The organism is Akkermansia muciniphila, assembly GCF_900184965.1.
Classification (GTDB): domain Bacteria; phylum Verrucomicrobiota; class Verrucomicrobiia; order Verrucomicrobiales; family Akkermansiaceae; genus Akkermansia; species Akkermansia muciniphila_A.
This window is the reverse complement of sequence record NZ_FXYA01000154.1, coordinates 118,959-144,844: the sequence shown is the minus strand read 5'-3', so window position 1 is coordinate 144,844 and position 25,886 is coordinate 118,959. Positions and strand designations below refer to the sequence as shown.

General features: G+C 58.3%; 25 protein-coding genes. 10 read left to right on the top strand and 15 right to left on the bottom strand.

All coding sequences use genetic code 11. The annotated features are described in order from the left end of the window. The first annotated feature begins 86 nt into the window (after positions 1 to 86). Positions 87 to 845 carry a DUF3313 family protein gene (locus tag CI070_RS04450; RefSeq protein WP_094136212.1) on the top strand — a complete coding sequence of 253 codons (759 nt, stop codon included), beginning with the start codon at positions 87 to 89 and terminating at the stop codon, positions 843 to 845. 99 nt (positions 846 to 944) lie between these two features. Here the strand turns inward: CI070_RS04450 and CI070_RS04445 are convergent, their stop codons facing one another. Then, the gene (locus tag CI070_RS04445; protein WP_094136211.1) at positions 945 to 1,397 is read right to left on the bottom strand and encodes a 6-pyruvoyl trahydropterin synthase family protein; all 453 of its coding nucleotides are present in this window, start codon (positions 1,395 to 1,397) and stop codon (positions 945 to 947) included. A 174-nt stretch (positions 1,398 to 1,571) separates the two neighbouring features. Here CI070_RS04445 and CI070_RS04440 point away from each other — a divergent pair, with 174 nt between their 5' ends. Further along, the gene (locus CI070_RS04440; protein ID WP_094136210.1) at positions 1,572 to 2,108 is read left to right on the top strand and encodes a hypothetical protein; all 537 of its coding nucleotides are present in this window, start codon (positions 1,572 to 1,574) and stop codon (positions 2,106 to 2,108) included. Positions 2,109 to 2,250: 142 nt separating this feature from the next. Here CI070_RS04440 and CI070_RS04435 read toward each other — a convergent pair whose 3' ends face one another. Next, entirely contained in the window at positions 2,251 to 3,897 is a 1,647-nt protein-coding gene (locus tag CI070_RS04435; RefSeq protein ID WP_094136209.1) for a fumarate hydratase, read from the bottom strand. A gap of 140 nt (positions 3,898 to 4,037) precedes the next feature. Here CI070_RS04435 and CI070_RS04430 point away from each other — a divergent pair, with 140 nt between their 5' ends. After that, a complete protein-coding gene (locus CI070_RS04430; RefSeq protein ID WP_094136208.1) occupies positions 4,038 to 5,189 on the top strand; it encodes an acyltransferase family protein in 1,152 nt (383 codons plus the stop codon). Between the two features lie 227 nt (positions 5,190 to 5,416). Here CI070_RS04430 and CI070_RS04420 read toward each other — a convergent pair whose 3' ends face one another. After that, the gene (locus CI070_RS04420) at positions 5,417 to 5,908 is read right to left on the bottom strand and encodes a helix-turn-helix domain-containing protein (protein ID WP_094136206.1); all 492 of its coding nucleotides are present in this window, start codon (positions 5,906 to 5,908) and stop codon (positions 5,417 to 5,419) included. A 155-nt stretch (positions 5,909 to 6,063) separates the two neighbouring features. Between CI070_RS04420 and CI070_RS04415 the strand changes: the two genes are divergently transcribed. The 5 genes from CI070_RS04415 to CI070_RS04390 all read left to right on the top strand — a co-directional run bounded on the left by CI070_RS04415 (position 6,064) and on the right by CI070_RS04390 (position 11,155). Beyond that, positions 6,064 to 6,276: a hypothetical protein gene (locus CI070_RS04415; protein WP_012421162.1), complete on the top strand. Its 213-nt coding sequence runs from the start codon at positions 6,064 to 6,066 to the stop codon at positions 6,274 to 6,276. Continuing rightward, positions 6,273 to 6,410: a hypothetical protein gene (locus CI070_RS13470; protein ID WP_179218369.1), complete on the top strand. Its 138-nt coding sequence runs from the start codon at positions 6,273 to 6,275 to the stop codon at positions 6,408 to 6,410. The genes CI070_RS04415 and CI070_RS13470 overlap by 4 nt, the downstream gene beginning before the upstream one ends. A 325-nt stretch (positions 6,411 to 6,735) precedes the next feature. Continuing rightward, positions 6,736 to 7,827 carry a histidinol-phosphate transaminase gene (hisC, locus tag CI070_RS04405; RefSeq protein ID WP_094136204.1) on the top strand — a complete coding sequence of 364 codons (1,092 nt, stop codon included), beginning with the start codon at positions 6,736 to 6,738 and terminating at the stop codon, positions 7,825 to 7,827. Between the two features lie 31 nt (positions 7,828 to 7,858). Next, the gene (locus CI070_RS04400; protein WP_094136203.1) at positions 7,859 to 8,506 is read left to right on the top strand and encodes an NAD(P)H-dependent oxidoreductase; all 648 of its coding nucleotides are present in this window, start codon (positions 7,859 to 7,861) and stop codon (positions 8,504 to 8,506) included. 378 nt (positions 8,507 to 8,884) lie between these two features. After that, positions 8,885 to 11,155: a beta-hexosaminidase gene (locus tag CI070_RS04390; RefSeq protein WP_094136201.1), complete on the top strand. Its 2,271-nt coding sequence runs from the start codon at positions 8,885 to 8,887 to the stop codon at positions 11,153 to 11,155. A 192-nt stretch (positions 11,156 to 11,347) separates the two neighbouring features. Here the strand turns inward: CI070_RS04390 and CI070_RS04385 are convergent, their stop codons facing one another. After that, positions 11,348 to 12,115, bottom strand: a complete 768-nt coding sequence (locus tag CI070_RS04385; protein WP_143245582.1) for a hypothetical protein — start codon at positions 12,113 to 12,115, stop codon at positions 11,348 to 11,350. 151 nt (positions 12,116 to 12,266) lie between these two features. Between CI070_RS04385 and CI070_RS04380 the strand changes: the two genes are divergently transcribed. Further along, positions 12,267 to 12,668, top strand: coding sequence for a DUF4870 domain-containing protein (locus CI070_RS04380; RefSeq protein WP_094136199.1), 402 nt, complete (start codon positions 12,267 to 12,269; stop codon positions 12,666 to 12,668). Positions 12,669 to 12,761: 93 nt separating this feature from the next. Here CI070_RS04380 and CI070_RS04375 read toward each other — a convergent pair whose 3' ends face one another. The 7 genes from CI070_RS04375 to CI070_RS04345 all read right to left on the bottom strand — a co-directional run bounded on the left by CI070_RS04375 (position 12,762) and on the right by CI070_RS04345 (position 20,476). Further along, a complete protein-coding gene (locus CI070_RS04375; protein WP_094136198.1) occupies positions 12,762 to 13,676 on the bottom strand; it encodes a hypothetical protein in 915 nt (304 codons plus the stop codon). 157 nt (positions 13,677 to 13,833) lie between these two features. Further along, a complete protein-coding gene (locus CI070_RS04370) occupies positions 13,834 to 14,175 on the bottom strand; it encodes a hydrogenase maturation nickel metallochaperone HypA/HybF (RefSeq protein WP_094136197.1) in 342 nt (113 codons plus the stop codon). Next, positions 14,168 to 14,713, bottom strand: a complete 546-nt coding sequence (locus CI070_RS04365; RefSeq protein ID WP_094136196.1) for a HyaD/HybD family hydrogenase maturation endopeptidase — start codon at positions 14,711 to 14,713, stop codon at positions 14,168 to 14,170. Before CI070_RS04365 ends, CI070_RS04370 begins: the two co-directional genes overlap by 8 nt. A gap of 21 nt (positions 14,714 to 14,734) precedes the next feature. After that, the gene (locus CI070_RS04360) at positions 14,735 to 15,907 is read right to left on the bottom strand and encodes a cytochrome b/b6 domain-containing protein (protein ID WP_094136195.1); all 1,173 of its coding nucleotides are present in this window, start codon (positions 15,905 to 15,907) and stop codon (positions 14,735 to 14,737) included. Beyond that, positions 15,904 to 17,661, bottom strand: a complete 1,758-nt coding sequence (locus CI070_RS04355) for a nickel-dependent hydrogenase large subunit (RefSeq protein ID WP_094136194.1) — start codon at positions 17,659 to 17,661, stop codon at positions 15,904 to 15,906. The genes CI070_RS04360 and CI070_RS04355 overlap by 4 nt, the downstream gene beginning before the upstream one ends. 27 nt (positions 17,662 to 17,688) lie before the next feature. Beyond that, positions 17,689 to 18,909: a hydrogenase small subunit gene (locus CI070_RS04350; protein ID WP_256943544.1), complete on the bottom strand. Its 1,221-nt coding sequence runs from the start codon at positions 18,907 to 18,909 to the stop codon at positions 17,689 to 17,691. An 85-nt stretch (positions 18,910 to 18,994) separates the two neighbouring features. Next, complete coding sequence (locus tag CI070_RS04345; RefSeq protein ID WP_094136193.1) at positions 18,995 to 20,476, bottom strand: carbohydrate porin; 1,482 nt, start codon at positions 20,474 to 20,476, stop codon at positions 18,995 to 18,997. 470 nt (positions 20,477 to 20,946) lie between these two features. Here CI070_RS04345 and CI070_RS04340 point away from each other — a divergent pair, with 470 nt between their 5' ends. After that, positions 20,947 to 21,657 (top strand): PEP-CTERM sorting domain-containing protein, encoded by a 711-nt coding sequence (locus CI070_RS04340; RefSeq protein WP_094136192.1) that lies wholly within the window; start codon positions 20,947 to 20,949, stop codon positions 21,655 to 21,657. Between the two features lie 421 nt (positions 21,658 to 22,078). On the opposite strand, the gene CI070_RS04330 is transcribed toward CI070_RS04340, so the two are convergent. The 4 genes from CI070_RS04330 to CI070_RS04320 form a co-directional block, all read right to left on the bottom strand. Next, on the bottom strand, positions 22,079 to 23,350 hold the full coding sequence (locus CI070_RS04330) for an adenylosuccinate synthase (protein ID WP_094136190.1): 1,272 nt from the start codon (positions 23,348 to 23,350) through the stop codon (positions 22,079 to 22,081). A gap of 221 nt (positions 23,351 to 23,571) precedes the next feature. Then, the gene (locus tag CI070_RS04325) at positions 23,572 to 24,234 is read right to left on the bottom strand and encodes a hypothetical protein (protein ID WP_094136189.1); all 663 of its coding nucleotides are present in this window, start codon (positions 24,232 to 24,234) and stop codon (positions 23,572 to 23,574) included. Positions 24,235 to 24,322: 88 nt separating this feature from the next. Continuing rightward, positions 24,323 to 24,496, bottom strand: a complete 174-nt coding sequence (locus CI070_RS13880; RefSeq protein WP_218824881.1) for a hypothetical protein — start codon at positions 24,494 to 24,496, stop codon at positions 24,323 to 24,325. Position 24,497: 1 nt separating this feature from the next. Continuing rightward, positions 24,498 to 25,886 (bottom strand): nicotinate-nucleotide adenylyltransferase, encoded by a 1,389-nt coding sequence (locus CI070_RS04320; protein WP_094136188.1) that lies wholly within the window; start codon positions 25,884 to 25,886, stop codon positions 24,498 to 24,500.

Here is a 25,886-nt window from a genome sequence, read left to right as displayed (position 1 = left end):
GGGCCGTCGCCCCGGATGTTCACCCGCAGGTTTTATTGACAGCTGGTGCCGGGCCATGATAAAAACGATTCTGCCTGTTACTTGATATGAAGAAACACCGTTTTTTATTCTCAGCTTCCCTGATGGCTCTCGTGCTGCTTGGCTGCATGGCGGTAGTGTCTTGTTCCAATAACTTCAAACATGTTCCCCAGACAGGATTTATTGCTCATCAGGTAAAAAATAAGGATTCCCATATTCCCTTTGACGCGTATTGGAATGCCGATGATAAAAAAATCTGGAATGACAGGGTGAACGGCGTGGATGGCAAAAAAGTCCTGATGGCTGTTGTTCCGGTGGATACGGCGCACATGGATGTAAGGCCGGATACCGCGGAAGGGTTTGATGCCCTGCGCAGCCTGGCGGAATATTTCCAGAAGAGCGTTGCAACCAGAATGGAAAAGGAGGTTGCCGAAAATCCGCATTTTGAAATGGTGCCTCCGGGAACCAGAGGGGCCTATACGCTGGAACTCGCCATCATTTCCATCACTCCCACGAATGCCAGGGCCGGCATCTTTGTCACGGCGCTGAGCGGCATCAAGGGGGGAGGGCTGGTCAAACGGTTCATCAAGAAAGGGCACATTGCCATGGCGGGACGCCTGAAGGATGAGTCCGGCCGCATCGTTTCCGAATTTGCGGATTATGAGGAAGACCACAGCTCCCTGCTGGGCGTGGACACCAAGGATTTTAAAAAATACGCCCACCATCAGCGCACCATTGACGAATGGGCCCGGGAAATTACGGATGTATATTCTTCCGCTTACGGGCACTGGACGCAGAAACGCATGATATGCCTGAATCCCTTTTAAGGGATGAACTCCGGGGTGGGCTGCATTGCGGCCGTGCCTCCGGCCAGGGCCGGGAATCTTTGCGGAGCGTTCCGCCCGGCGGGAAACGCGCTGTTTCAGTTATTCCCCATATTCCGCCCAGGAACTGCTGGTTTCCCATACGCGCACGCGTTCCAGCACCACACAGGCCCTCACAGGATATTCGCCGGGGTTCTCCCTGGCTTTTTCCAGCGCGTGACGGGCAACGTTGAAAATAGTGCGGGCCATCACCTCGCTGGTGGGGTCTTCCCGGTCGAACGGAATGATGCGCTCCCCGTATGCGGCCACGAAGGCGGCGTAATTGGGATCCTCCGTATTCACGCACAGGGAGTGGTCAAACTGCTGGAGGAAATCCCCCATCATCTGCTTGACGGCCTTGAAATCCAGCACCATGTCATTGGCATTCAGCGTTTCCGCCCGGAACACCATCTCTACGGAGCGCGTATGGCCATGCGGGAATTTGCAATTGCCGGGGTGTTTGGACAGGAGATGCCCGCTTTCCAGTTCAATGGATTTGCAAATTCGGTAGACCATAGAGGCAGGATAACGCGGGCGCGGGCGCGGGGCAATCCCAATCAGAGTCTGTCTGGTTCCCCTCTTGCCGCGTGCGGAGGGCTGGGTCTCTGCCGCACCGGATGTTTGTGGGCGGCTTTCCCTTGCGCACGGCCTTGATTTCTGGCAGACTTCAAAAAACCATATTTTTACCTTGTGGCTTATCTTTCATGGTCTTTCCTGAAAATGGGGGAGAAGGCGGAGCGCCGCACAGCCTTTCTTTTCCTGCTTATGGCGGGCGTGCCTGTCCTCTTTGCCGCTTTCTTCGCGTTCGTAGCGGGAATGGCCGCCATTTTATATGCCAGACCCGTCCTGGCGCTGATGCTTCTTCCCTTCTATTTGCCCTGCGCCCTGAGGAAGGAAAAGACGCGGAACGCCTGCTCCTGTAATATTCTGTTTGGCAGGGAGCCGCTGACGGTCTCTTTCAGGGTGATAGCCAGGGATTGGGTATATGTCATTTACGCCGTGCTTCCGGCGTTGCCGTTTCTTTTCCCTGGCGGGAACATGCCCCAGGCCGGCCTGGGGAACGAGCGGAGCCTGACGGCATTTTTTGTGATGTGGATCTCCCTGTACGCCGTCTTTGCGGCGCTGGCGGCCTTTCTTGGAAAGGCGCGGTATTTGAGGCCGGGCAGGGCGCTGCTGGCTGCCGGCGTCAATCTAGCGCTGATGCTGGTTTATTACCTGTTTGCGTGAAGAAGCGCATGATGAATACCGGAAGTTTTTCCCCCGGATATTCACGCCGTCCGGACCGGGAAGAAGGGATGAACCCGGAGCATCAAAAAAGCCGGAGCCCCGAAGGACTCCGGCCGCGAATCATCTTGTTTCCGGGTCAGGCTTAATGCCCGCAACCGGCGCAGGCCCATCCTTCGCGGATTTTAGCGAAGAAATCATTGCCCTTGTCATCTACCAGAATAAAGGCGGGGAAGTCTTCCACTTCAATTTTCCAGATAGCTTCCATGCCCAGTTCCGGGTATTCCAGCAGTTCCACTTTCTTGATGTTGTTCTTGGCCAGGATGGCGGCGGGGCCGCCGATGGAACCCAGGTAAAAACCGCCGTGTTTCTGGCAGGCATCCGTTACCTGCTGGCTGCGGTTGCCTTTGGCGATCATGATCATGGAGCCGCCGTTTTCCTGGAACAGGTCCACGTAGGAATCCATGCGGCCGGCGGTCGTGGGGCCGAAGGAACCGGAGGGGTAGCCTTCCGGGGTTTTCGCCGGGCCGGCGTAGTACACGGGGTGATCCTTCATGTACTGAGGCAGCCCTTCTCCCTTTTCCAGGCGTTCCTTCAGCTTGGCGTGGGCGATGTCGCGCGCCACGATGATGGTGCCGTTCAGGCTCAGGCGCGTGGTGACGGGGTGCTTGCCCAGTTCCGCCAGGACTTCCTTCATCGGGCGGTTCAGGTCAATGGAGACGGCTTCGCTGGAGGTCATGCGCAGGGCTTCCGGAATATACTGGCCGGGGTTGGTTTCCAGCTGTTCAATGAAGATGCCCTCCGGTGTGATCTTGGCTTTCGCGTTGCGGTCCGCGGAGCAGGAGACTCCCAGGCCCACCGGGCAGGAGGCGCCGTGGCGGGGCAGCCGGATGACGCGCACGTCCAGGGCGTACCACTTGCCGCCGAACTGGGCGCCCAGGCCCAGCTTGCACGCTTCTTCATGCAATTCCTTTTCCAGTTCCAGGTCACGGAAGGCGCGGCCGTATTCGTTGCCCGTAGTAGGCAGGTTGTCGTAATACTTCGTGGAGGCCATCTTCACGGTTTTCAGGCATTTTTCCGCAGAAGTGCCGCCAATGACGAACGCGATGTGATAGGGGGGGCAGGCCGCCGTGCCCAGGGTGCTCATCTTTTCCACCAGGAACTTTTTCAGCGTGGCCGGGTTGAGCAGGGCCTTCGTTTCCTGGTAAAGATAAGTCTTATTGGCGGAACCGCCGCCCTTGGCGACGAACAGGAAGGAGTACTTCATGCCCTCCACCGCTTCCAGGTCAATCTGGGCGGGAAGATTGGTGCCGGTGTTTTTCTCCGTGTACATATCCAGCGCCACCGTCTGGGAATAGCGCAGGTTGTTCTGGGTATAGGCGTCGTAAACGCCATGGGAAAGCTGTTCGCAGTCGTCGCAGCCGGTCCAGACCTGCTGGCCCTTCTTGCCTACGATGGTAGCGGTCCCCGTGTCCTGGCAGAAGGGCAGAATGCCGGCGGACGCCACTTCCGCGTTGCGGAGCATCGTCAGGGCCACGCTTTTGTCATTGGCGCTGGCTTCCGGATCGTCCAGAATGGCGGCCACCTGCTTCAGGTGGGCGGGGCGCAGGAAAAAGGCCACGTCATGGAAGGCTTCCGCGGCCAGCAGGCGCAGGCCCTCCGGTTCCACTTTCAGCATGGGATGTCCTTCAAAGTCGCCTACGCTCACGTAGTCGGACGTGATGAGGCGGTATTGAGTGTCGTCCTTTTCCATGGGAAAAGGGTCCTGATAATGAAAATCCGGTGTTGCCATAACGGAAGGTAATATAACGAAGCTCCGCATCCGGTTCGAGCAAAAAAAATCAGGGCTGCCCCAATGCGCCGCCCATTTCCCAAAACGGTTCCGAGTAATTGACTTTGGCTCCTGCCTGCATTACTTTTTCTTCCGCTTAAATGTATAACGCTCAAAACCAGCCTCCGATTCTCGACACGTCTGCGCCTTCTCCCTCAAAACGTGTCTTATGGATTGACGTATCAAGGGTTATTGCCGCCCTCCTGATTATGTACGTCCATCTATCCTCTCCCTTTCTCCAGTCAGTGAGCCTCCATCTCTTTTATCTGGGGAGGGTTCCTTTTTTCCTGGTGTTGGCAGGGTACTTCCTGGGCAGGAACATCACCTGGAACAAGGCGTTCAACCGGGCTTTATGGCTGTTCATTCCATTCATGTTCTGGAATGTGCTGTACGTGCTCCTTGTTCTGCCTCATGACGGAGCTTCCTTCCGCCTTGAGAATCTGGTCGGCATTCGGGACGTCTTTCTTCCGGGCATCAACCTTTTCTCCGTGGATGATTCCCATGCCGTTCCTCCCATCGGCCCTTCCTGGTTCCTGAGGGACATTATCATTCTCACGTTGCTGACGCCTCTTCTGGTCCGCGTCAAAATCCTGCTGTTCCCTGCGGTGCTCCTCTTTTTCTGTTTCTTCAACGTGGCTCCGGACCACATGGAGACGATTTCCATTGGAACCTGTGCTTTTTATCTGTTGGGCGTTGCGCTCAGTTCCCGGAAGATTGACGATATTCATCTGGTGCTGAATAAGAAGTTCGGCATTTTTTTCTGGGTGAGCATTTTTATGCCCGTTGTGCTGATTGCGCTGTATTCCGCCGGAATGATTCCCCTGTGGAAAGAGACGGCCATTGGCATGCTTCTGGGAGTCATGATGATCATGTATGCAGGCATCTGGATGGAAAAGCATCTGCCCGGCCTGTCCGCGAAAATAGCGTTGCTGGCTCCCGCCTGCTTTTTGACGTTCATGCTGCACTGGCCCATTTACGATTTCCTGCCTCCCGTCATGAAAATCCAGCCTGTTCTTGCCGTTTTCACTCCGTTGCTGGTGTTTGCGGCCATCGTCCTGTTTTATTTTGCCCTGAAACGTTTCGCCCCGTTCCTTCTGCCGTATCTGGCCCATGTGAAACATGCCGGCCAGCGGCAGGAGCGGCGCAGTGCGCGTGATGAAACGGTTTCTTCAATCAGGGGCCTTTCAGGGAGGAATCAGTCATCAGAAAGGGACGCCGGGACCCCGATGCCCGGAACAGGGGAAAGCTTTTAAAGAACCACGGGAAACGGAAGACAGAGGGGAGCAACAGACAGAAGAGTTGACTCGCCATCAACGTGAAATAGAAATTGTTGAGAACGGCGGGCGGGAAAAAGCTGATCCGGCACGCCGCAAAAACGGCCGGCGTTCCCGGCTCCTGGGGAAGCGTTCGGCGGAACTGCACGCCGGCAGGAGGGACAGCCAGAGGGGGGGCGCTGGCGGGATGCCAAGCCCTCCATGATTTAGTGCCGCGGTTTGCGGCGGGAAGAAGAAGGCGGTGACGATGAAGGGCCGGAACGCCTGGGCGCTCCGTATTCCTCCGGGACTTCCGCCGCCAGGAATACATTGTCCGGAAGGCTGTTTTCGTCGTCGTAATAATTTTTCATCCTCTTCTGGGCATCCTTGATTAGGGTGGCTTCCGCCCATTCCTCCACCGTCATGTTGTCCATCCTGGCGGCTTCTTCAATGAGTTTGTAATCCTCGAAACTCAGCATGACGACAAAGGGTTTCCAATTGGCTCTTGCCGCCTGCTTCAATTTTTTCTCCCTTTCCGTCTTTTCCATCATGAGCCGGATGAGAGCTTCCTTGTCTTTGGGGATGGCCACCTTGGCAAGCCAGTTGCGGACCGTGTTGGGAGACACGAAGCATTCCGCCGCAAAATCATTGCGGGAAATGTTCTGCTGTTTCAGCCAGGCCTTGATCTGCATTTTGAGTTCGTCCTGATTCTCACTCATGCGCCTTTTGTAACGAAAATGGTGCGATTCTTCAATCTTTTTTGCATAAAGTCATTTTAATGGTATATTTTTGTTGACGAAAATACCGTTTAAGGTGCATTGTTGGGGTGCAAAAGGGCAGTTGAGGCCGTTATTGCACCAAAAAAAGGATTTTTATGAAGACGGAAAATAAAAAAAAGAGTCAGAAAAAAATTCAAATCAAGGGGAAAATGCCGTTGTCGGTCCATTTCTTCCGGGATGCGGAAGCGGACGCTCTGAACATGGAACGCTGCCAGCTGGATAAGGCCACCCTGATTGCCTGTGCCGTCAAACGCCTCCGGGAAGATTTGGGAAACGTTCCCGATTCCGGCAAAAAACCTTCCGCATGACTCAGGAGATTTACTGGGAACTTCTGGCCTGGCTGTTCCGTTCCTTTCTGGCGGTGACCGCGTTCGCCTTTCTTGTGGCCGGATACCAGACTCTGCGCAGCCGTCCGCGCGGTGACCGCAGACGTGAAAAATAGGCGGGCGGGGCGGTCCGCGGGGCCGATTCCCCGCTCATGGCGGAATGCCGTCTCCCCTTTCTTTTAAGGGGAATGTTTTACCCTCCTTGGGCATGGAAGAACTTGTTGAGCGGCTCGTCTTTGAAGCAGGAGGAAATCTGCCGGAGAAGGAGGACGGCTGCCTTTCTCCGGAAGAAAGGCGTTTCAGGAAGAAGGGGGAAATTCCGGGAAAGGGGCCTTCTTCCGGCAGCTCCGGCGCGGTTGAAAGGCTGCCATATTCCCAAGGTCCGGCCGCATGGAAATCCGTATTGCCAGAAACGGGGAATGGCGGTAACATGCCGCCGCTATGAGTATTGAGAGTTTCGCAAATCAGCATGTGCTGGAGTTGGTGGCTTATCAGCCGGGCAAGCCGATTGAGGAGACGGCCCGGGAACTGGGCCTGGATCCCCATGATATTGTGAAACTGGCGTCTAATGAAAATCCCCTGGGGCCGTCCCCGAAAGCGGTGGAGGCGATTGCCCGTGCGGCAGCCGGCGTGAATATCTATCCGGACGGCGCGGCTTTCCGCCTGCGTTCCGCCATCGCGGAGTTCTGCGGCGTGGAGTTCAACCAGACAGTAGTGGGCACGGGCAGCAGCGAAGTGATTGAATTGATCTGCCATGCCCTGCTGAATCCCCGTGCGGAGGTGGTGGCCGCCAAACACGCCTTTTCCATGTACCCCATCATGTCCAAGCTGTTTGGCGCCGCGTACGTGGAAGTGCCCAACAAGGAGGACTGGACGCATGACCTGAACGGTTTCCTGGACGCCATTACGGACAATACGCGCGTCGTGTTCATTACGAATCCCACCAATCCCGTCGGCACCGTAGTAGGGCAGCAGGAAATAGACGATTTCATGGCGAAGGTGCCGGAACATGTGCTGGTGGTCTTTGACGAGGCGTACCGGGAGTTTTCCGACAATCCTCCGGATACCCTCAAATTTGTGCGGGAAGGCCGCAACGTGGTTGTTCTGCGCACTTTCTCCAAGGCTTACGGCCTGGCGGGGCTGCGCGTGGGCTACGGCCTTGCTCCGGAACAGGTTTGCAGCATGCTGCACAAGGCGCGCGCTCCGTTCAACCTGCATGTACTGGCCCAGGAGGCCTCCCTGGCCGCCCTGGAGGACCGGGAGCATGTGCGCCGCACCGTGGAGAACAATAAGGAAGGCATGCGTTTTTATGAGCAGGCTTTCCGGGAAATGGGCCTGGAATGGATTCCCAGCCAGGGCAACTTTATCCTGGTGAAGGTGGGCCGGGGCAGGCAGGTGTTCCAGGATATGCTCGCCAGGGGGGTCATCGTCCGCGCGCAGGACGGTTACGGACTGCCGGAATGGATACGCATCAGCGTGGGCACTCCCGCGGAGAACGCCCGCTGCATTGAGGTATTGAAAGAGGTCCTTTAAACAGTTTCTCCGTTTTTCTGTCTCACCCTGCATGACGATTTCCCCGGAACAGTATATTGACGGTCTGGAATGGCGTTACGCCTGCAAGAAATTTGATCCCGAAGCCCGCCTTGAGCAGCCTGTCTGGCATGCGCTGGCGGAAAGCCTGCGTCTCAGCCCCTCCTCCCTGGGGCTTCAGCTCTGGAAGTTTGTCGTGGTGACCAACAGGGAACTAAAGGCGCGCCTGCGGGAGGTTTCCTGGAACCAGTCCCAGGTGGAGGACTGCTCCCATTACGTGGTGCTGTGCTCCCGGCGCTCCGCCACCAGGCGGGATGTGGACCGCTACCTGGCCCAGATTGAATTCACGCGCCGCCCTTCCGCGGAAAAGCTGGCTTCCTCCGCCGGTTTTTATACCAGTTACGTGGAAGCGCTGACTCCGGAAAAGATGCATGCGTGGCTGGATTGCCAGGTGTACATCGCCGTGGGGTTCCTGCTCAGCGCCGCCGCCGCCCTGCGGGTGGATTCCTGCACGATCGGCAGCATGGACAGCGCCAAATATGATGAAATTCTGGGGCTGGACGGCACGCCGTACCGCTCCGTGGTGGGGGTGGCGCTGGGCTACCGCGCCAAGGACGACTCTTACGCCCGCGAGGCCAAGGTGCGCTTTCCCGCCGGAGAGGTGATGGATATCCGCGCCTGATTTTATTTATTCCTGTCCGGGGCCGGTTGTCCCCGGCAGAGGCGGCGGCTCCCGTTTTTTGCCGTGGGGCGGCGTTGGGCCGCCGCGCGGCGTCTTTTTTTGGCTGCCGCACGGGCCTCCCGTTTTTTTATCTCGCCAACAACGGGTTCTTTGGGATAATAATTTATTGAAACAAGAGGGAAAGTCTCCCCCTTTGACCGGCGGTTTTCCTTCGTGAAGCCCGGCGCGCGGCAATCCGTTTGGGCGGAATGGCTGTCCCGTCCGGCGTAGAGAGGGAGAATTCCTCCGCTTTTTCCCCTTTCTCTGCAAGAAAGGGGCGGCGGCCGCGTAGTTTTTGGAGCCAATCAGACATTTCCTTTTCCTAAACAAGACCAGAACATGAAGAACAACCTATTCCTGATGATCGCCGTTCTTGCCGCATCTCCCCTGATGGGGCAGGACGCCAAGCAGATTGCGGATTCCCTTTCCATCCCCCCGGTGAAAGCCGGGGCAAAGCAGCTGCCCATGCCGAGCGCTTCCGGAGCCCAGATTAAACTGCTGGGGGCCGACTATGAGCAGCTCGTTAACAGCAAAGGCAAGATAGCCCCTGTTATTTCAGATACCCCCGTCAACGTCAGCTTCAAGGTGACCAAGGACGGCAAGGAAGCCGTCAGCAAGGATTATGAAATCATGCTTCAGGCTCCTCAGGCCGCCCAGGGCAATCCCAAGCCGCGGATCATCCCGGAAATCCTGCAATGGAAGGGGGGCCAGGGAGAATACAAGCTGGGGAATACGGTTACCGTAGCATGCCCGGACAAGGAGCTGGGCAAATTGTTCGCGGCGGATATGGAAGACGTGCTGGGAAAGAAGGTCAAGCTCGTCGCCCCCGGGGCGAAGGCGGATATTTCCCTTTCCCTGGTGAAGGGCGGCAATCTGGGCAGGGAAGGATACCGGCTCCAGATTGCCAGGGACGGCGTCCGTCTTGGAGCGGCGGCTCCCACCGGCCTGTTCTGGGGTACGCGCACCCTGCTGCAGATGCTCCGCCAGACGCCCGGCAGCGTGCCCTGCGGCACGGCCGTGGATTTCCCGCGCTACCAGCTCCGCGGGTTCATGCTTGATATCGCGCGCACGCCGTATCCCCTCAGTTACCTGAAGGACGTGATCCGCACCATGGCCTGGTACAAGATGAATGACCTGCACCTGGTCATCAACAACAACTATATTTTCCACGAGCACTATGTGGACAACGGCCATGATCCGTTCAAGGAAAGCTACGCGGCCTTCCGCCTGGAATCCAACATGAAGGGGAAGGACGGCACGCCCCTGACGGCCAAGGACCTTTTTTATACCAAGAAGGAATTCGCCGACCTGGTCAGCTACGCCAAGAAGTACGGCGTCAATATTGTTCCGGAATTCGACACTCCGGGGCATGCCCTTTCCTTCACCCGCCTGCGGCCCGATCTCATTTACAAAGGGGCCATGAATCATGAGAAACGCCGCTGCGAGATGCTGGACGCCGCCAACCCGGAAACGATTGACCTGGTGAGCAAGGTTTTTGACGAATACCTGCTGAAGGATCCCAAGCTGGGCCGTCCCGTGTTCGCGGACTGCGGCGTGGTGCATGTGGGGGCGGATGAATTCTATGGGGACAAGGAAGATTACCGCCACTTTGCGAACGCCGTGCTCAGCCATGCCCTCAAGCGCGGTTATACGCCCCGCATCTGGGGAAGCCTGAGCACCAAGCCGGGCAAGACCCCGGTAGTCAGCAAGGGCGTCCAGATGAACCTTTGGAATACCGGCTGGATGAGAGCGTGGGAGGCCGTCAACCAGGGCTATGATGTGATTAATACGAATGACGGAGCCCTTTATATCGTTCCCTTTGCCGGTTACTACCGGATGGACAGAAACCATAAGGGACTGTATAATAACTGGATTCCCAACCGCATCGGCAATGAAACGCTGCCTTCCGGGCATCCCCAGCTCCTTGGGGGCACCTTCGCCGTCTGGAATGATGAAACGGACATCATGCATACGGGGTACGCGCCTTATGACATTTGGGGAATCATTTCCGGCTCCATGGACGTACTCAGCCAGAAACTGTGGGGAACCGCCAAGGCTCCGGATACGTTTGAACAGCATCGCGAGCTGGTTTCCTCCATCGGCAATGCCCCGCGCACCAATCCCCTGTACAAATGGAAGGATGCCCAGCCCTTTGCGGTGAAGCCTTCCGCCCTCCCCCAGAAGCTGGGCAAGCCTGCCCTGGGGCCGAATTACCGCCTGACGATGGAACTGGAATTGACTGCCGCTCCGGAAGGGAAAGAGCAGGTGCTTCTTTCCGCTCCTGAAGGAGAATTGCTGGCGGTCATGAAGGACGGTACCGTCGGATTCCGCCGTGACGATTCTCTGGAATTTTCCTTCGGCGCCAAGCTGCCCGTGGGCCGGAAGGTCAAGGTGGAAATTGTGGGGGAACCGGAAAAAACCAGCCTGCTGCTTGACGGGGAGCCTGCCGGAACTGCCGTGCTGAAGAGCTTTTCCGACAAGGCCAAGGATTTTCCGGACAACTTCAAGCATCGTCCCAAAGTGCACCGTTCCACGTTCATTCTGCCTCTGAAGGAACTTGGCTCCTCCTTCCAGGGGAAGGTGTTCCACATGAACGTACAGCCGTTGTAATTCCCGGCGCGTGAACGTCCGCCGCCTTTGGCGGGTCGTACTGGCCGGCAAGCCCGGCATCCCTGCCGCATGGGGGATGCCGGGCTTCTTTTTATGGAAAGGGGGGAGGGCTTCCGGAATGTTTCCCGATGTCTTTCCTCTTGTTCCTGTTCCGGGAAAGAAGGGGGATGACGGACGCTCAGGAACCTGTTTTCAGTCCCGCATGCCCCTGTATCTCATGGGGCGGTAGCCGCTGTTTTCCAGCATGGGGCGGCTGAACACATGCTCCGAACATTTCCAGGCAGGCAGGGGGCCGGCTTCACTGCCCAGGAACCTGTTCTTTTCCGTTCCCTCCCACTGAATGAACAGGAGCACATGGCGACCCGGCGCGATCAGGATGTCTCCCGTCCGGAGGTCTTCCCAGGAGGGAAGCCGCGTGCAGAGGGCGGGGAGTTCCCGTGTGGAAAAGGGCCTGTCCAGCCGCCAGCAGCGGGAGACGAAGCCGGAGCAGTCCACTCCGGCGGCAAAGCGGCTGACGGCGGCGTCTCCCGCGGCCTGTTTTTCCGGGGTGCCCATGTCTCCGGCCGCGGCGGGGAGTCCTCCGTTGGCTGCGTCCGCCTTCAGGCGTTTGGAAAACTGCCGCGGGGTGTCGAAGCCGCCCCATTTATACGGCATGCCGGTGGAGCGCATGCCTGGCTTCCACCATGCTCCGGCATCATATCCGGCTGCGGAGGCGTCCGGCGTGTCTGTCCGGATGCCGTCCCCGTCCGTTTCGTGGCGGACATTCCGGACAGAGCCCCGCCAAATCATGGAGGTGTAGGCCCGGCTGGCTGCCAGGGCTTCACGGCGGGTGACGGAAGAGGCGGGAGGAGGGATTTCCCGTACTTCCGGGGCACAGGCCCCCAGACAGGCGGAAAAGACGAGCAGCGTCAGGGCATGGGTCATGTCCGGCAGTATGGCTTCCGGCCTGCGTAGTGGCAAGGATGATTGCCGGAGAGCGTTTTTTATGCACGAAAAGGACGGTCTGAAAGCTTGACTACGGGGAGGAATATGTAAAAAAGGTTTCATTAAGGCGGAATGAAGCGGAAAAGGTTTCCGTTCACCTTCATCCGCTTTCCATTGCTTTCATTTTATGGACGAAGAACAACAAATGATCCAGGAACCGGTTCAGGAGCCCGCCCCTGAGAAACAATCGGATAAAACGCAGGCTATCCTGACGGCGGTTTCCCCGCTGGTGTCCGTCTTTTTCGGAGGCTCCGCCGGCGTGAACATTATTCCTCCCCTGATCTGCTGGCTGGTCTGGAGGGACGCCAACCCTCTGGTGGACAAAGTAGGAAAGAATATTCTGAACGCCCAGATTTCCTGGGCGATCTATACGGTTGCGGCCTGTCTTTCATGTTTGATCCTGATCGGGTTCGTGCTCGCCCCCGTGGTGGTCATCGCCTGGATCGTTTTCTCCATCATCGCTGCCGTCAAGGCGGCGAACGGGGATTACGATTATGTGCCTCCCTTCACGATTAAATTCCTGAAATAACGTTTTTCCGTTTTTCAACAGATCAACAGACTTAAAAACCGCCGGCGCTGAATGCCGGCGGTTTTTTGATGAGGGCTTTCCTTGCCGGGGGGATTAGATGGGCATGTCCTTTTCACCGCCGCCGTACATGAACGCATGGAGCAGGCGGGTGACCTGGTTCTGTTCCGCGTCCAGCTGGGCGGCGGGGCGCAGCGCGGCGTACGTCAGTCCGTCATGCCCCGTGAACTCCCTCATGTGGAACCCCTGGAAGCTGGCCATGGGTTCGCTGTCATGAAAGAGCTTGCCTCTCCGGAGCAGTTCGTCAAAGACGTGTTCCGCTTCCCGCGTGCGCGTCAGAGCATGTTCCGGGTGGGGGATGCGGATGACCAGCGCCCCGCCGTCCCCGCGGAAGTTGATGCCGGCTCCGGCCATGACGTCCGCGGAGGGCTGGCTGGTGACGCTGCCCAGCAGCAGCACGCCGTCATCTATCAAATGGATGCGGCTGGCGCGGGCTTCCTCTTTCACATGCAGGACGCCGCCGTAAATGCGGGTGGACGCGTTGCCGGAGAGTTTTTTAATCCGCATCAGGCCGTGCCTGATGACGAGTTCCGAGCCCTCCGCCGGCAGATCCACTTCCGAGGCGAAGAGCCAGCCGTCCGCCATGGCGATTCTGCCTTCATGCTCCCTGGAGCCCTGAATGCGCCCCTGGCCCATCAGAAGGCGGCCGCCGTTGATTTCCAGGCTGCCGTTGGCCTTGTCCCCCAGGAAAACGGTCATGTGGTCCGGCAGGTTTCCCAGGAGCGTCATGGCGCCTCCGTTCCGGATGACGAGGTGGGCGGTGCGGTGCCCGTGGTCCGGCTGATTGGGGCCGCCAACGTAAACGGGGGCGTTGATGATGTAAAGATTTCCGCCGGAATCAACGGTAAGGGAATCCTGAATATCCGTCTGGCCCTGCACCACATCATTGCTGATGGTGACAGGGCACATGTAGGAGACCCGGTTCATGGATGAGGCTGAAAGCGGCATCATCCCTGTTAGAATAAATGGGTTGATATTGCTCATGGCTCCGGTTGCATAGCTGGTTTGACGTTTGCGGCGCGGTGGAGGCGCCCCAACGGGGTTAGACCCTCCGTCCGGGGAAAATGTTCGGGCAAAATTCCTTTATTTTTTCCGGAAGAAGCGCTGTTCATTCCCATTCCACGCGGGTCAGCTCCAGTTCCCGCCCGCGCAGGATGGCCAGGGCCGGTTCTCCGCAGCCGGGGCAGATGTAGCCGTGTTCCGTGAAGGAAAAATCCGCCCGGCATGCGTCACAGCGGCACACGGCCTCCACCCAGGTGACGTCCAGGACCGCCTCCTGCGCCGCATACGAGTCTTTCAGGGCCAGGAAGGCGGATTGAAGCGCTTCCGGCACCACGCCGCTCAGGCTGCCGAGGGTCATGTGCACGCGCCTCAGCCTGCTGCCTCCGCGTTTTTCCATGAGCCGCCGGGCCATGTCCAGCGCGCCTTCCATGATGCCTACTTCATGCATGGGCGTTTTTCCGGGCCTGATGTTCCGCCAGGGCGCGGGCGATGAGGGCCTCCGCCGTGTGCAGCGCCTTCGGCAACGCTTCCAGCACCTCCGCGGACATGGGGCGGCAGAAATCCGTATGCAGGGCCTCCACCCCCACCAGCGTGATGGCGCGCGGAAGGGTGCCGCACAGCTGGGCCGCCCCCAGCACTTCCTTCATGCCTATCTGGTGGGGCGATATCACGCGGGAAAAGTGGCGCGGCAGTTCTTCCCGGCTGCGCGTGACGACGGTTCCCGGCCGGGCCCCCGTCCTGACGGCGTCCAGCAGGATGAGCGTGTCCGCATCTTCCAGCAGGGGCAGCAGGGTCATGCCCAGCGTCCCCCCTTCTTCCACGTGGACCAGCGGGCCGTAATCCCGTTCCTGGAGGCGGTGGGCCAGCTCCACGCCCGCGCCGTCGTCCCCCATGAGCGGGTTCCCGATGCCCAGCACGAGCACGGGATAGGCATTCCCCTTCACGGGGCAGCCCCGCAGTTCTTCCGTGTATGGCTCCGGTTTCATGGCAGAGGGGAGAGCGGAGAGTTATTCATCCCGGAATTTGACGCCCTTGCGCAGCCATCGTCCGCCGCTGAACATGGAGGAGATGGTGCCGTCCCGGTCCACGTTCCCGGAAAGGATGGAAAGGTACACGTGGATCATGGCGAAGATGATGAAGCACCACATGCCCACCAGATGCACCAGGCGCACGTACGGAATGCCTATCAGGTCGTTCAGCGGCATGAACCAGCGGTAGAACCAGTGGCGCGGCTCATACAGGGCGTACAGGGCCAGCCCGGTCACCACCATGGTGGTGAACAGGACGTACACGCCCGTGTATGTCCACTGCTGCAGGGGATTGTGGCCGATGTAGCGGGGGCCGTCATAACTGCGGGCGAACAGGTAGTCCACCGCCGTGGCGTACAGATCCTTCCACTCCTGTCTGGAGACGGGGAACAGGGCCCGGAAGCTCTGGTATTTGTTGGAGGCCATGAAGAAGCAGGAAAAACGCAGCATCATCACCACCACCAGGACCCACCCCAGCGCATAATGTACGAAACGGAGCGTCCCGAATTGGAAAGCCCCGTGCAGATCCCCCATTTTCAGGAACCACCCTTCCGCGATGCAGATGCCGGTGGCGGACAGGCCGATGATGCAGAGCACCCACGTCCAGTGCAGCACGCGCAGGGGCCAGTCCCAGACGTGGAAGTAGCGGAAGTTGGCCCTGGCCATGGAGAGGCGGCGCACGTCCCTCATGGCGTGCATGGGCACGACGCCCAGCAGGCGCCACGGCGCGCCGGACCGGTGGACGGCCACGGCCACGGGTTCAAAGCCGGAGGGGGAGTGTTCCTTGAAAGCCTTGTTCATGCGCTCCTTTTCCAGGGAGCTGACTTCGCACAGATTTTCCAGCGCTTTCAGATTGCCGCGGGCTACCATGAAAGGGGCGGCGTCCGCCTTATCCGCGGCTTTCAGAACAGCCGTGCTGTACGGCCTCTCCCGGGAGGGCGCCTCCCAGGAGTTTTCCCGCTGGGCGTAAGGGAGGGTTATGCCGCGTTCCCGCGCGGCGTGGAGCAGGGCCAGGTCTCCCGCGTCCCTGCTGCCGTTGGGGGAGGCGCACACGGCCAGGGCCAGGATTTCCTCCGGAGCGTACACCGGACTGGCCGGAATGGCATCCTCCACCGCCAGGGTGAGGTCGTTATCGATAAGAGTCGTTTTCACGGGTCCTGTCTGGTCAGAATGGCTTCCCCTTCTTCGTCAAACAAATGGACGGCGCAGGATTGGCACGGGTCATAGCTGTGAATGGTGCGCAGGGGTTCCACCGGGCGGGAGGGGTCCACCAGCGGGTGTTTCCCGGTATGGGCCAGGGAATATTCGTATGGCCCCATCTGCCCTTCCGCGTCCCGGCCGGAGCTGTTCCAGGTGCTGGGGACCACGGCCTGGTAATTCGCCGTCTGGCCGTTTTCAATCCGCACCCAGTGGCTCAGGCTGCCGCGGGGCGCTTCCACCCAGCCCACGCCCTTGCAGGAGGAGGGCCAGGTTTCCGGCTCCCATTTTTCCGGGTTGAAGGTGGCGGTTTCCCCGTTCCTGATGCGGTCCGTCATTTCCTGGAGCTGGTCCACCATCATGTCCACGTTGATCAGGGCGTCCAGCGCACGGCCGTACACGCGGCCCAGCGTGGAGTTCATGAAAGCGTTGTCGCGCGGCAGGCCCAGCTTGTCGCAGGCGGCGTCCACCCGTTCCACGATGGCGGGAACCCCCTGGGCGTAGCCAATCATCATGCGGGCGTTCGGGCCCACGGCCATCGCGTGGCCGTCATAGCGCGGGGCTTTCACCCAGGTGTACTGCGGGCGGTCGGAAAGCCATTTGTAGGGCGGCCTGGGGCCGTTGTAGTCCGCATTCGTCTCCCCGTCATACGGTGCCAGGCCCGCGTCCCTGCTTTCCGAGTATTTGTACCAGGAGCTGGTGACGAATTCCCTGATCTTGTCCTGGTCAAAGGGGAGCACGTTCCTGTAGTCCCCGTTCAGCAGCACGCCGGGCTTGATCATGCCTTTGCCGGCGGGAGCGCCCGCGTTGATTTCAGACGGAGCCCCGGTGCAGAAAAAGTTGGGGTTGGACGCGCCGATGTGGGAGTAATCCTTATAAAATCCGGCGATGGCGACAATGTCCGGATAATATACTTTGTGGATGAAATCGTGGCAGGTTTGCACCAGCTGCTTCAGGTAGCTCAGGGAAAACTGGTTGATGGCCTGGTCATTGTTCATGTTGATGGCGCAGGCCATGCCGCCGACCAGGAAGTTCGGGTGCGGGTTCTTGCCGCCCAGAATGGTGTGGATCTTGATCATGTCCCGCTGCCAGACCAGGGCCTGGAGGTAATGCGCCACGCCCAGCAGATTCACTTCCGGCGGCAGCTTGTAGGCCGGATGGCCCCAGTAGCCGTTCGTGAAGATGGAATACTGCCCGTAGGCGATGGAGTCCTTCAGCTTTTTCTGCACTCCGGCGAAATACGCGGCGGAGGACAGGGGCCAGTCGGAAAGGGATTTGGCGATGGCGGCGGTTTCCGCGGGGTCCGCCTTCAGGGCGGACATCACGTCCACCCAGTCCATGGCCTGGAGCTGGTAAAAATGGATGACGTGGTCCTGGATGCCCAGGGCCCCGCTGACCAGGTCGCGCATGAGGCGGGCCTGGACGGGCACCGGGTACTGGAGCGCGTCTTCCACCGCGGCCAGGGCCGCGATGGCGTGCGTGCCCGTGCAGACGCCGCAGATGCGTTCCACGAAAGCCCATACGTCACGGGGATCCCGCTTGCAGGCGATCACCTCAATGCCGCGGTACTGCGTGGTGGACGTCCAGGCGTTTTTGATGACGCCGTCCCCGGCCTCCATTTCCACCCGCAGGTGGCCTTCAATGCGCGTCACCGGGTCAATGACCACCCGGCTGGATTCCGGAACGTCCGCTGATGTGTAATTGCTCATGGTAATCTGGTGGTAAGGGGCTTCTGGCTATTCTTCAGTTTCCTTGTCGGGCGAGCCGGGAGCGTCCCCGAAGGCGGGCAGGGAGACGTTCGCTTCCTCCTTCATGTGCTGCTTCTTGTAATGGATGACGGAGCCTACGGCATGGGCGGCGATGGCCGCGCCGGCGCCGGCTACGCCCACAGCCCCGATGACGTTGGCGGAGGCTTCCACGCCGAAGCCGTTCACGTTCGGCAGCGTCTTGTAGAACGGAGTCATGCGGTCAAAGAAGTGCAGCTCCGTACAGCCGATGCACGGGTGGCCGGATTGGATGGGGAAGCTGACGCCGCCGTTCCATTTGACGATGGGGCAGGGGGAGAACGTGTCCGGGCCCTTGCAGCCCACCTTGTACAGGCAGAAGCATTCCCGCGCGTTCTCGTCGTCAAACACGTTGACGAACTGTCCGGCGTCGAAATGGGCGCGGCGCGGGCAATTATTGTGGATGCGGGTGCCGTACGCCATCAGCGGGCGAGACTCCTGGTCGCATTCCGGGGCGCGGTCAAACGTAAGGATGTACATGATGACGGCCGTAATCACGTCCCCGATGGGCGGGCAGCCGGGCACGTTGATGACCGTGCGGTCCGTCAGGATGTCCCGGATGCCCACGGCCCCGGTAGGGTTGGGGCGCGCGGCCTGGATGGAGCCGAAGTACGCGCACGAGCCCACGGCCAGGATATAGGAGGCGTTTTCCGCGCAATGGCGCAGCATGTTTTCCACGGTATCCCCGGCTATAGTGCAGTACACCCCGCCGTCATGGACCGGGACGGACCCGTTGATGACGAGGATGTGGGGCTCCCTGACCGCGTCTTCCAGAGCCTGGTTGGCGGCCTCCCCCGAAGGGGCCATCAGCAGTTCCACGTAAGGCATGGAGACGGCGGAAAGCACCATGTCCCCGATTTCCTCGTTATAGCTGCGGATGGTGCTTTCCAGGCATCCGGTGCATTCCTGAAGCTGGAGCCAGACGACTACGGGCCGTTTCAATGCGGCCATTTTATCCGCAATCTCCTGGGCGTTGGAAACGCCGCCCGTCACCGTGGCGACGCCCATCAGGGAGATCATTTTCAGGCACCATTTGTTGAATTCGCGCCGGCTGACGCCGCGGCGCTCCATGTGTTCCCCCAGAGTCTCCCCGGGACGCCATGTAGTTAAAATCTCATGATTCAGGGAGGCCTGCTCCGCCTCCTGCATGGAAGGTTGCTGAGTGCGCTTCATGTGCGTGGTCCAAATAAGAACATTTCCATTTAGACAGGATTTCCGGGAAATGCGATCAATATTTTCCAATTTTCCGGGAGGGCGTTTACCAGGACCAGACGTTCTGAATCTGGAAAACCACCGCCGTTTGCCCCCGGCGGCCATTGACGGGATTCTTGACAAGCTGAATATCAGGCTGGAGCGTCATGGTGGGCGTCACCTGGGCCACGTACGTCAATTCAATGCCGTATTCATTCCTGTTCACGTACGGGCCGTTCTTTTTGGCCCCCTGCTGCCAGAGGAGGCCGAAGCCCAGGTAGCCGTCATTGGAAGCGCCTTTTCCCCGGAAAGGGGAGAGAAGCACCAGCCCCGTGGTGGCCGCGCAGCGCACGCCGGTCAGCGTGGCGGCGTCATCGCTTGCCCAGCCGCCGCGGAAGAACCACCCCAGGTGGCTGCCGCGGCCCAGCTGCTGCTGGAAGTTCACGGCCACGCCGCCCCCGTTTTCTCCGTTGCTGGTGGTGAAAAAGGGCTGGAGGCGGTACACGCCGGGGCCCATGTTGCAGAAATCTTCCGCGATGTAGCCGAATTCAAGCACGTTCGTCCAGTTGTCGGAATTCAGGTTCCGGAAAGGATTGTGATTCTGGGTCATGTTATTGGCGGCGGTGGCGCCCATCACGTAAAAGGAGGTAGTGGGCTGCCACGCGAAATGGAACCCCAGGGAATTATCCGTCAGGGGGAGTACGGGATTATTGCCGAAAACGCTGTTGGTGAGGTTATTGTTGTGGGAATTGGCGTAGGCGTTGTGGTCCATGTAGTTGGTGGTGTCCAGCTGCCCCGCCATCAGCAGGAGCTTTCCCCCAGCGCCCACCCATGCCAGGCTCAGATTGCTCAGGTGGGGGTGCGGGCCCTGGAAGGAGCTGGTGGGGTTCTGGAGGGAACCCAGCGTGGTTTGGGGGCCCTGGCTGCCTTCATTGAAGTCAAAGCCGTTGCCGAAATCGAATTCGGAGGCCAGGTACAGGCCGCTGCCCGTGGAGTGATTGCGGAAGAGGGTGATATTGGTCAGCAGGGAGCCATTGTAGGAGGGGAAATCCGTTTTTCCGTTCAGGCCGCCGCCCGTCAGCCCCGTGTAATTGAATCCGAACTGGGCGGAATAAGTGATGCCGTACCTGGAAAGGGCGGTTTTGAGCTTCTGCGCTCCGGTGGAAATCGCGTCTTCCCGTATCCAGGCGTCCGGTTCCGCGCAGGTATTGCCGAAGACGTAGGAACTGTCCAGATACGGCATCATCTTGAGCGGTCTGGCCGCAAACCATTCCATGCCGGGGGCGGAGGGCCTGCCCTCATGCTGGAGCAGCACGCTGGGCCTGGTGGGGACGCCGGGCGTCCTCCTGGTGATTTGTTCTTCCGGGCGCATTCCTTTCATCAGGCTGGGGCTTATTTCCCTGCCTTCCAGGGTTTTCACGCGCAGGCCGCGTTCCGTGTTCAGGTAGGCAGGGGCAGCCGCGGCGGGAGCCGCCTGTTGGGCGAGGACGGGGTGGCAGGAGGCCGCGACGGCGACGGCGCACGCGGAAGGAAGAATGACATGTCTCATATGGACAGTCAGACAAGACTTTTCCCGGAAGTATCATAACTCCGCCCGATGCTGACGCGAATAGCTTGAGAGCCGCATCTTTGAACAGTTGTTCAAGTCAGTTTTTTTAAGGTGTTCCTATTTGAAAATAAGTAAAATATGATTAAGATGAACATGGAGGGCTTTTTCACGGGCGGAAAAAAGTCATGCAACAATATCCCCTGAAAAGAGCCCGAATGAGGCGCGGATTAGAAATCCGGGTTAGTGAATCAATGGTGTGAAAAAAATAATAAATATATCTCATTCAATAGAATACAAAAATTTTTAACGAAATGTTTTTGATGAAAATATCTGTATGCGCGGCGGGCAGGGTTGGCCAAATCCATTTCCTGTGAAAAAATAGTATTGACTGCGGATTTCTAATCCGTTACACCAAGCGTCAGGAAGAAATAAGACCGCTTCCTTTCCATTTTTATCGTTTACTACAGCACATGAAAACGGCATTTATTACGCTGGTTGCAGCGTCTCTGTTTACCCTGGCCTACGGGGAGCCCGTCCTTACTCTGGATTCCAATGCATTGCAGCTGGCCGGCGGATCATACACCCTGACGGAAGGAATCAACTCCGGTTACGGCAATTTCTCCGTGACGATGGCTCTGGACGCTCAGGCTTTCCAAAGCGCCATTCTGGCAGGCGACGTCTCCGGAACTATTTTCTCGGCCAACAATAATAAGATAGGCTTGGGCATCGGGACCACTCCCAACGCGGGCCTCTACGGCTCCTGGCAAGGTACGAGTTACACCCGCGCGATCAGTCCCGTCAATGGTTCTGCGGTCAACCTGAGTTCGGGACTGGGGCAGCTGTTCGCCGACAACACTTATGAGTCCATCGCTGTTACTTATCAAATTACCAGCACCGGCACCTGGACTTATCTGACCCTGGTTGATTCCGAAGGGACTGCCTCTACCTATGGAGGGAATGAGTCGGGTTTGAGAACGAACACTTTCGGCCCCCTGACTTCATTCACCTATGGCACGGATTACGTCAAGTACCTCGTCGTAGATAATACCACGCTGCAGGCTAACGCTTCCCAGGAAGCCAACCTTAGCGCCATTGCGGCGGCTGCCGTTCCGGAACCGGCTACGGCATCCCTCAGCCTGATTGGTCTGGCTGCCCTGATGATGCGCCGCAGACGCGCCTGAGCCGCGGAAGTCATTGTTGTTTTTTTGCAGGAGGCGGGAAAAATCCCGCCTCCTTTTTTATTGCCGGGCGGGAAATGGCCGTGTTTGCGAACCTGTTTCCGGAAATCTCACGCCTGGTTTTCCCAGGCCTGTTGCGCCGCGTTTTCTGCCGGACCGTTGCGGATGATTTCTTTTTTCCTGATCTGGAAGCGGCAGGGGTGCCGTTTGCATCCATCCTGGAGGCCTTGTTGAAGGCATTGCCGCGTTTCACACAGAGATGCGGTGCGGAAAATAAATTTTCCATATGTCCGTTGCCGCGGAGAAATGGTTGCGGAGAAAGCGTTGAAATGCGTGTTTTGTCTTTTTACCCTGAACATAACAAAGCAGTCCTGCACGTTATGGCGGGACTGCTTTGAAGGAAATCATCAAGATCTGCCGAGGCTTATTGCACGGCGATCGTCTGTTCGCGGTCAGGGCCTACGCCCACGGTCGTGACGGGGCAGCCGATGAGCTCGCTCATGCGCTTGACGAATCGTTTGGCCTGTTCCGGAATTTCTTCCCAGGAACGGCAGGCGGAAATATCCTGCATCCAGCCGGGCACCGTTTCATACACGGGTTTGCAGCGTTCCCATTCGTCCACCGTGGCGGGCGGGTAGGCCAGGATTTCCCCGTCCAGATCGTAGCCCGTGCAGATTTTGATTTCCGGGCACTTGTCGTAACCGTCCAGATTGGTCATGGCCATTTCATCAAAACCGTTGAACATGGCGGAGAAGCGCAGCAGCACGCCGTCAGCCCAGCCGCAGCGGCGGGGGCGGCCCGTAGTGGCGCCGAATTCGCGGCCCATGCTGTGCAGATGGTTGGAGATGTCTTCATCCTCCGTGACGAAGGGGCCTGCCCCCACGCGGGTGGTGTAGGCCTTGCAGACGCCGATGATGCGGTCAATCTTGTGCGGGGGAACGCCCGTGCCGGTGCAGGCGCCGGCGGAAGAGGTGTTGGAGGAGGTGACGAACGGGTAGGTGCCGAAGTCCACATCCAGGTAAGCTCCCTGGGCCCCTTCGAAAAGAATGCTTTTTCCGGAGGCCACGGCGTCGTGCATAACCGGAATGGTGTTGGTAATGTGGGGGCGGAGCACATCCGCGGCGGCGCTTACTTCCGCCACCATTTTTTCTTCATCCATGGCGGGAAGGCCCATGCGTTCCATTTCCGCATTCGCCATCTTGATGCGGCGGCGCAGCACTTCGTCAAAAATCCCGGGGTCCCTCATGTCCGCCATGCGCACGCCGATGCGGCGCGCCTTGTCCGCGTAAGTGGGGCCGATGCCTCGCTTGGTGGTGCCGATGGCTTTTTTGCCGAGGGCGGATTCCTGGGCGGCGTCCATTTCCTTGTGGAAGGGGAGCACGACGTGGGCTCGGTCGGAGATGAGAAGGTTGTCTTTTGTAATGGTCACGCCCTGGCCGCGGAGTTCCTTGATTTCCTCCACCAGGCCGATGGGGTCCAGCACCACACCATTACCGATGACGCAAAGCTTGTCCGGCCACAGGATGCCGGAGGGAACCAGGTGGAGAATGTATTTCTTTCCATTGGCGATTACGGTATGGCCGGCGTTGTTGCCGCCCTGGCCGCGTGCCACCACGTCGGCGGATTCCGTCAGGAAATCGATCATTTTGCCCTTGCCTTCGTCGCCCCATTGGGAGCCGATAATAATGGTATTCATGATAAAAATGGAACTCGGAGACCTTAATGAGATTCCCGCCTTATGGCAAGACAATCTTACGGAATTGTTAAGTTTTCCTGATCAGGCTGAGCTGTGGAAAAAATATCCCGTCCCCCTCGGGAGAGGCGGAACGGGAGACAGTTTTCTGCAGCGTGAGACGGGATACCAGGGGTGAAATAAGAAAAATTTGGATTCTCTTCACACAACTTGGCCGGTATCGGTCAGGAACGACGCCTACGGCGCATGGCCGGAACAACAATACCTAACAATCCCATAACGGCTGTAGTCGGTTCGGGAACAATATTGATGGAGACGGATTGAATAGTAGAGGGAGAACTGTTGTCTTTGTTTAACATGGAACTCAGCTGCGTGATCTGACCGTTTTGGAAAAAAGAATTCAACTCCGTGCGGGTAGCAGTGGCATACAGGAGTTTTTCCCCCGTGTTGTCCCCTTGGGTATAAACGGTCCACGTTAGGGATTTTGCAGACGAATCGTAGGCCATGTCAATGGTGATAAGACCCGTTTTAAACGCTGTAGTGCCGTAGGTCGCCTCTCCTCCGGAGTCACTGCTGGGAATGCCTTTGGTCACCAGACCATTGGTGTTGGACATGTAAAACTGGAATCCGTTCGGGAAAGAATCTGCTGTGGGGTTGGCTCCGGAGGCCAGCAAGGTGCTTCCCCAATTATTTCCACTTGTACCGTTGAGGGAGATGGTTGCGCTCAGCGTCCAGTCTTGAAGGCCAGTCAGAGCGGCTTCTCCAAGATCCAGAGTGCCGGTGGTGTTATTCCATGTCCATTGGCTTTCCTCAAAAATAAACGAGGCGGCGGAAGCCATACCCGTTAGGGAGAGAGCAAGAATGGAAAGAAGGAGAGATTTTTTCATGGTTATTAATAGTGTTGATCAGGAACGCGCTATTTGCGTTTCCACGCTATATATGACGATTTACATATCCGGAGTCAACGTTATTTTTTCATGGAAAGCCTTTTAATAAAATTGGAACTTTTCCATGATCGTCTGTTTCAAGCCAGGACAGAGCCGTTTTCCCTGTTTTTACCACGATTGAGAGAAATCCGACATGCACCGGAATGTAATCCGCTGCCGAAAAACGACTCCCAAAGGCCGGGAGCCCTTTTTCTTCAAACACGTTACCGGAAATGGAGGGCGGAACGGTGCGCTTCCCCGGGAACCAGCGTTTTCCAGACGTCTTCATCCGCGGCGATCATGCGCTGGATGTCCCGCGGCGTATGGCGCAGCAGGAATTCATTGAAGAAGGGGACGTCCACCACCAGGCCGTTCGCCAGGAAGTGCTGGTACAGGTGCACGTACTGTTCCGGGGCGCGGAAGGTGCGTGCCGTGACGAATTCGCCGGATTTGCGGTTGAGCCACGGGGAGACGTACAGGCGCGTTTTGTTCTGGAAGGTGCGGCCGAAGGATTCCAGGATGCCGCCCGGAATATCCTCCGTCCATTTTTCCTTGAACAGCTCATTCAGCAGGCCGATGGAGAGGGCGATGGCAATGGGCTCCCGCGTGTAGCGCGCGAGCAGCCCGGAAAGGTTGTCGAAACGGGCCATTTTGGTAATCAGCACGTTTTTGCCGAGAGCCTTGAGGCTGTCCGCCCGGTCCAGGAATTCCAGGTGGTCCACATCATCGCCGCGGAGCAGGTTGTTCATGGATATTTCGCAAATTTCCATGCAGCGGTCCGCCTGCGTCTCATTGATGTGGGAGAGGAAGGTTTTTTTCACCTGGGCCATGACTTCCAGATGCAGATTGCAGACGGGGTTGAAACTGCCCCTCATCAGCACGATGGGGCGCTTGTACAGCACATCCGCCGCCTGGGCCACCTGGCCGTTTGCCAGGAACAGGGTGGCCGGCGTCAGGCCGGATTGGACAAGCTGGAGCGCGAACAGGCGGTTGTCCACCATGGAAAAGCCGTGGCCCTCAAAACGGACGACGTCTATTTCCACCAGCCGGGGGTCCAGGTTGTCCACCAGGGATTCAATGAATTCCTCCAGACGGTCTCTTTTGAAAAAGACGGCGTGCAGGATGTTGACGCCCAGGATGCCCAGGTCCTTCATCTGGCGGTCGTGGTCCGGGTCGTTCAGGCGGACGTGGATAATCAGGTCGGACGGTTTTGCCTCCGGTTTCAGCTGGAAGCGCACCCCTATCCAGCCGTGCCAGGGGCCGTTGTCCCGGTAGCCCTTGACTTTTACCGTATTGCAGAAGGCGAAGAAGCGGGTGTCTTTGCCGCGCTGGGGGCCCAGGCGGTTGATGAGCTGGCTGAACTCATAGTCCAGCATGCCCTTGAGGCGTTCTTCAGAAACGTAGCGCTTGACCGGCCCGTACAGGGTGTCGCTGACGGTCATGTCATAGGCGGAGATGGTTTTGGCCACTGTTCCGGCGGCTCCGGAGGCCCGGAAAAACCAGTTGGCCGTTTCCTGTCCGGCGCCGATTTCCGCGAAGGTGCCGTAAATGGTGGAAGCCAGGTTGAGTTGGAGGGCTTTATCCTGTGTTTGCGCTAATGCTTTGGAACTCAT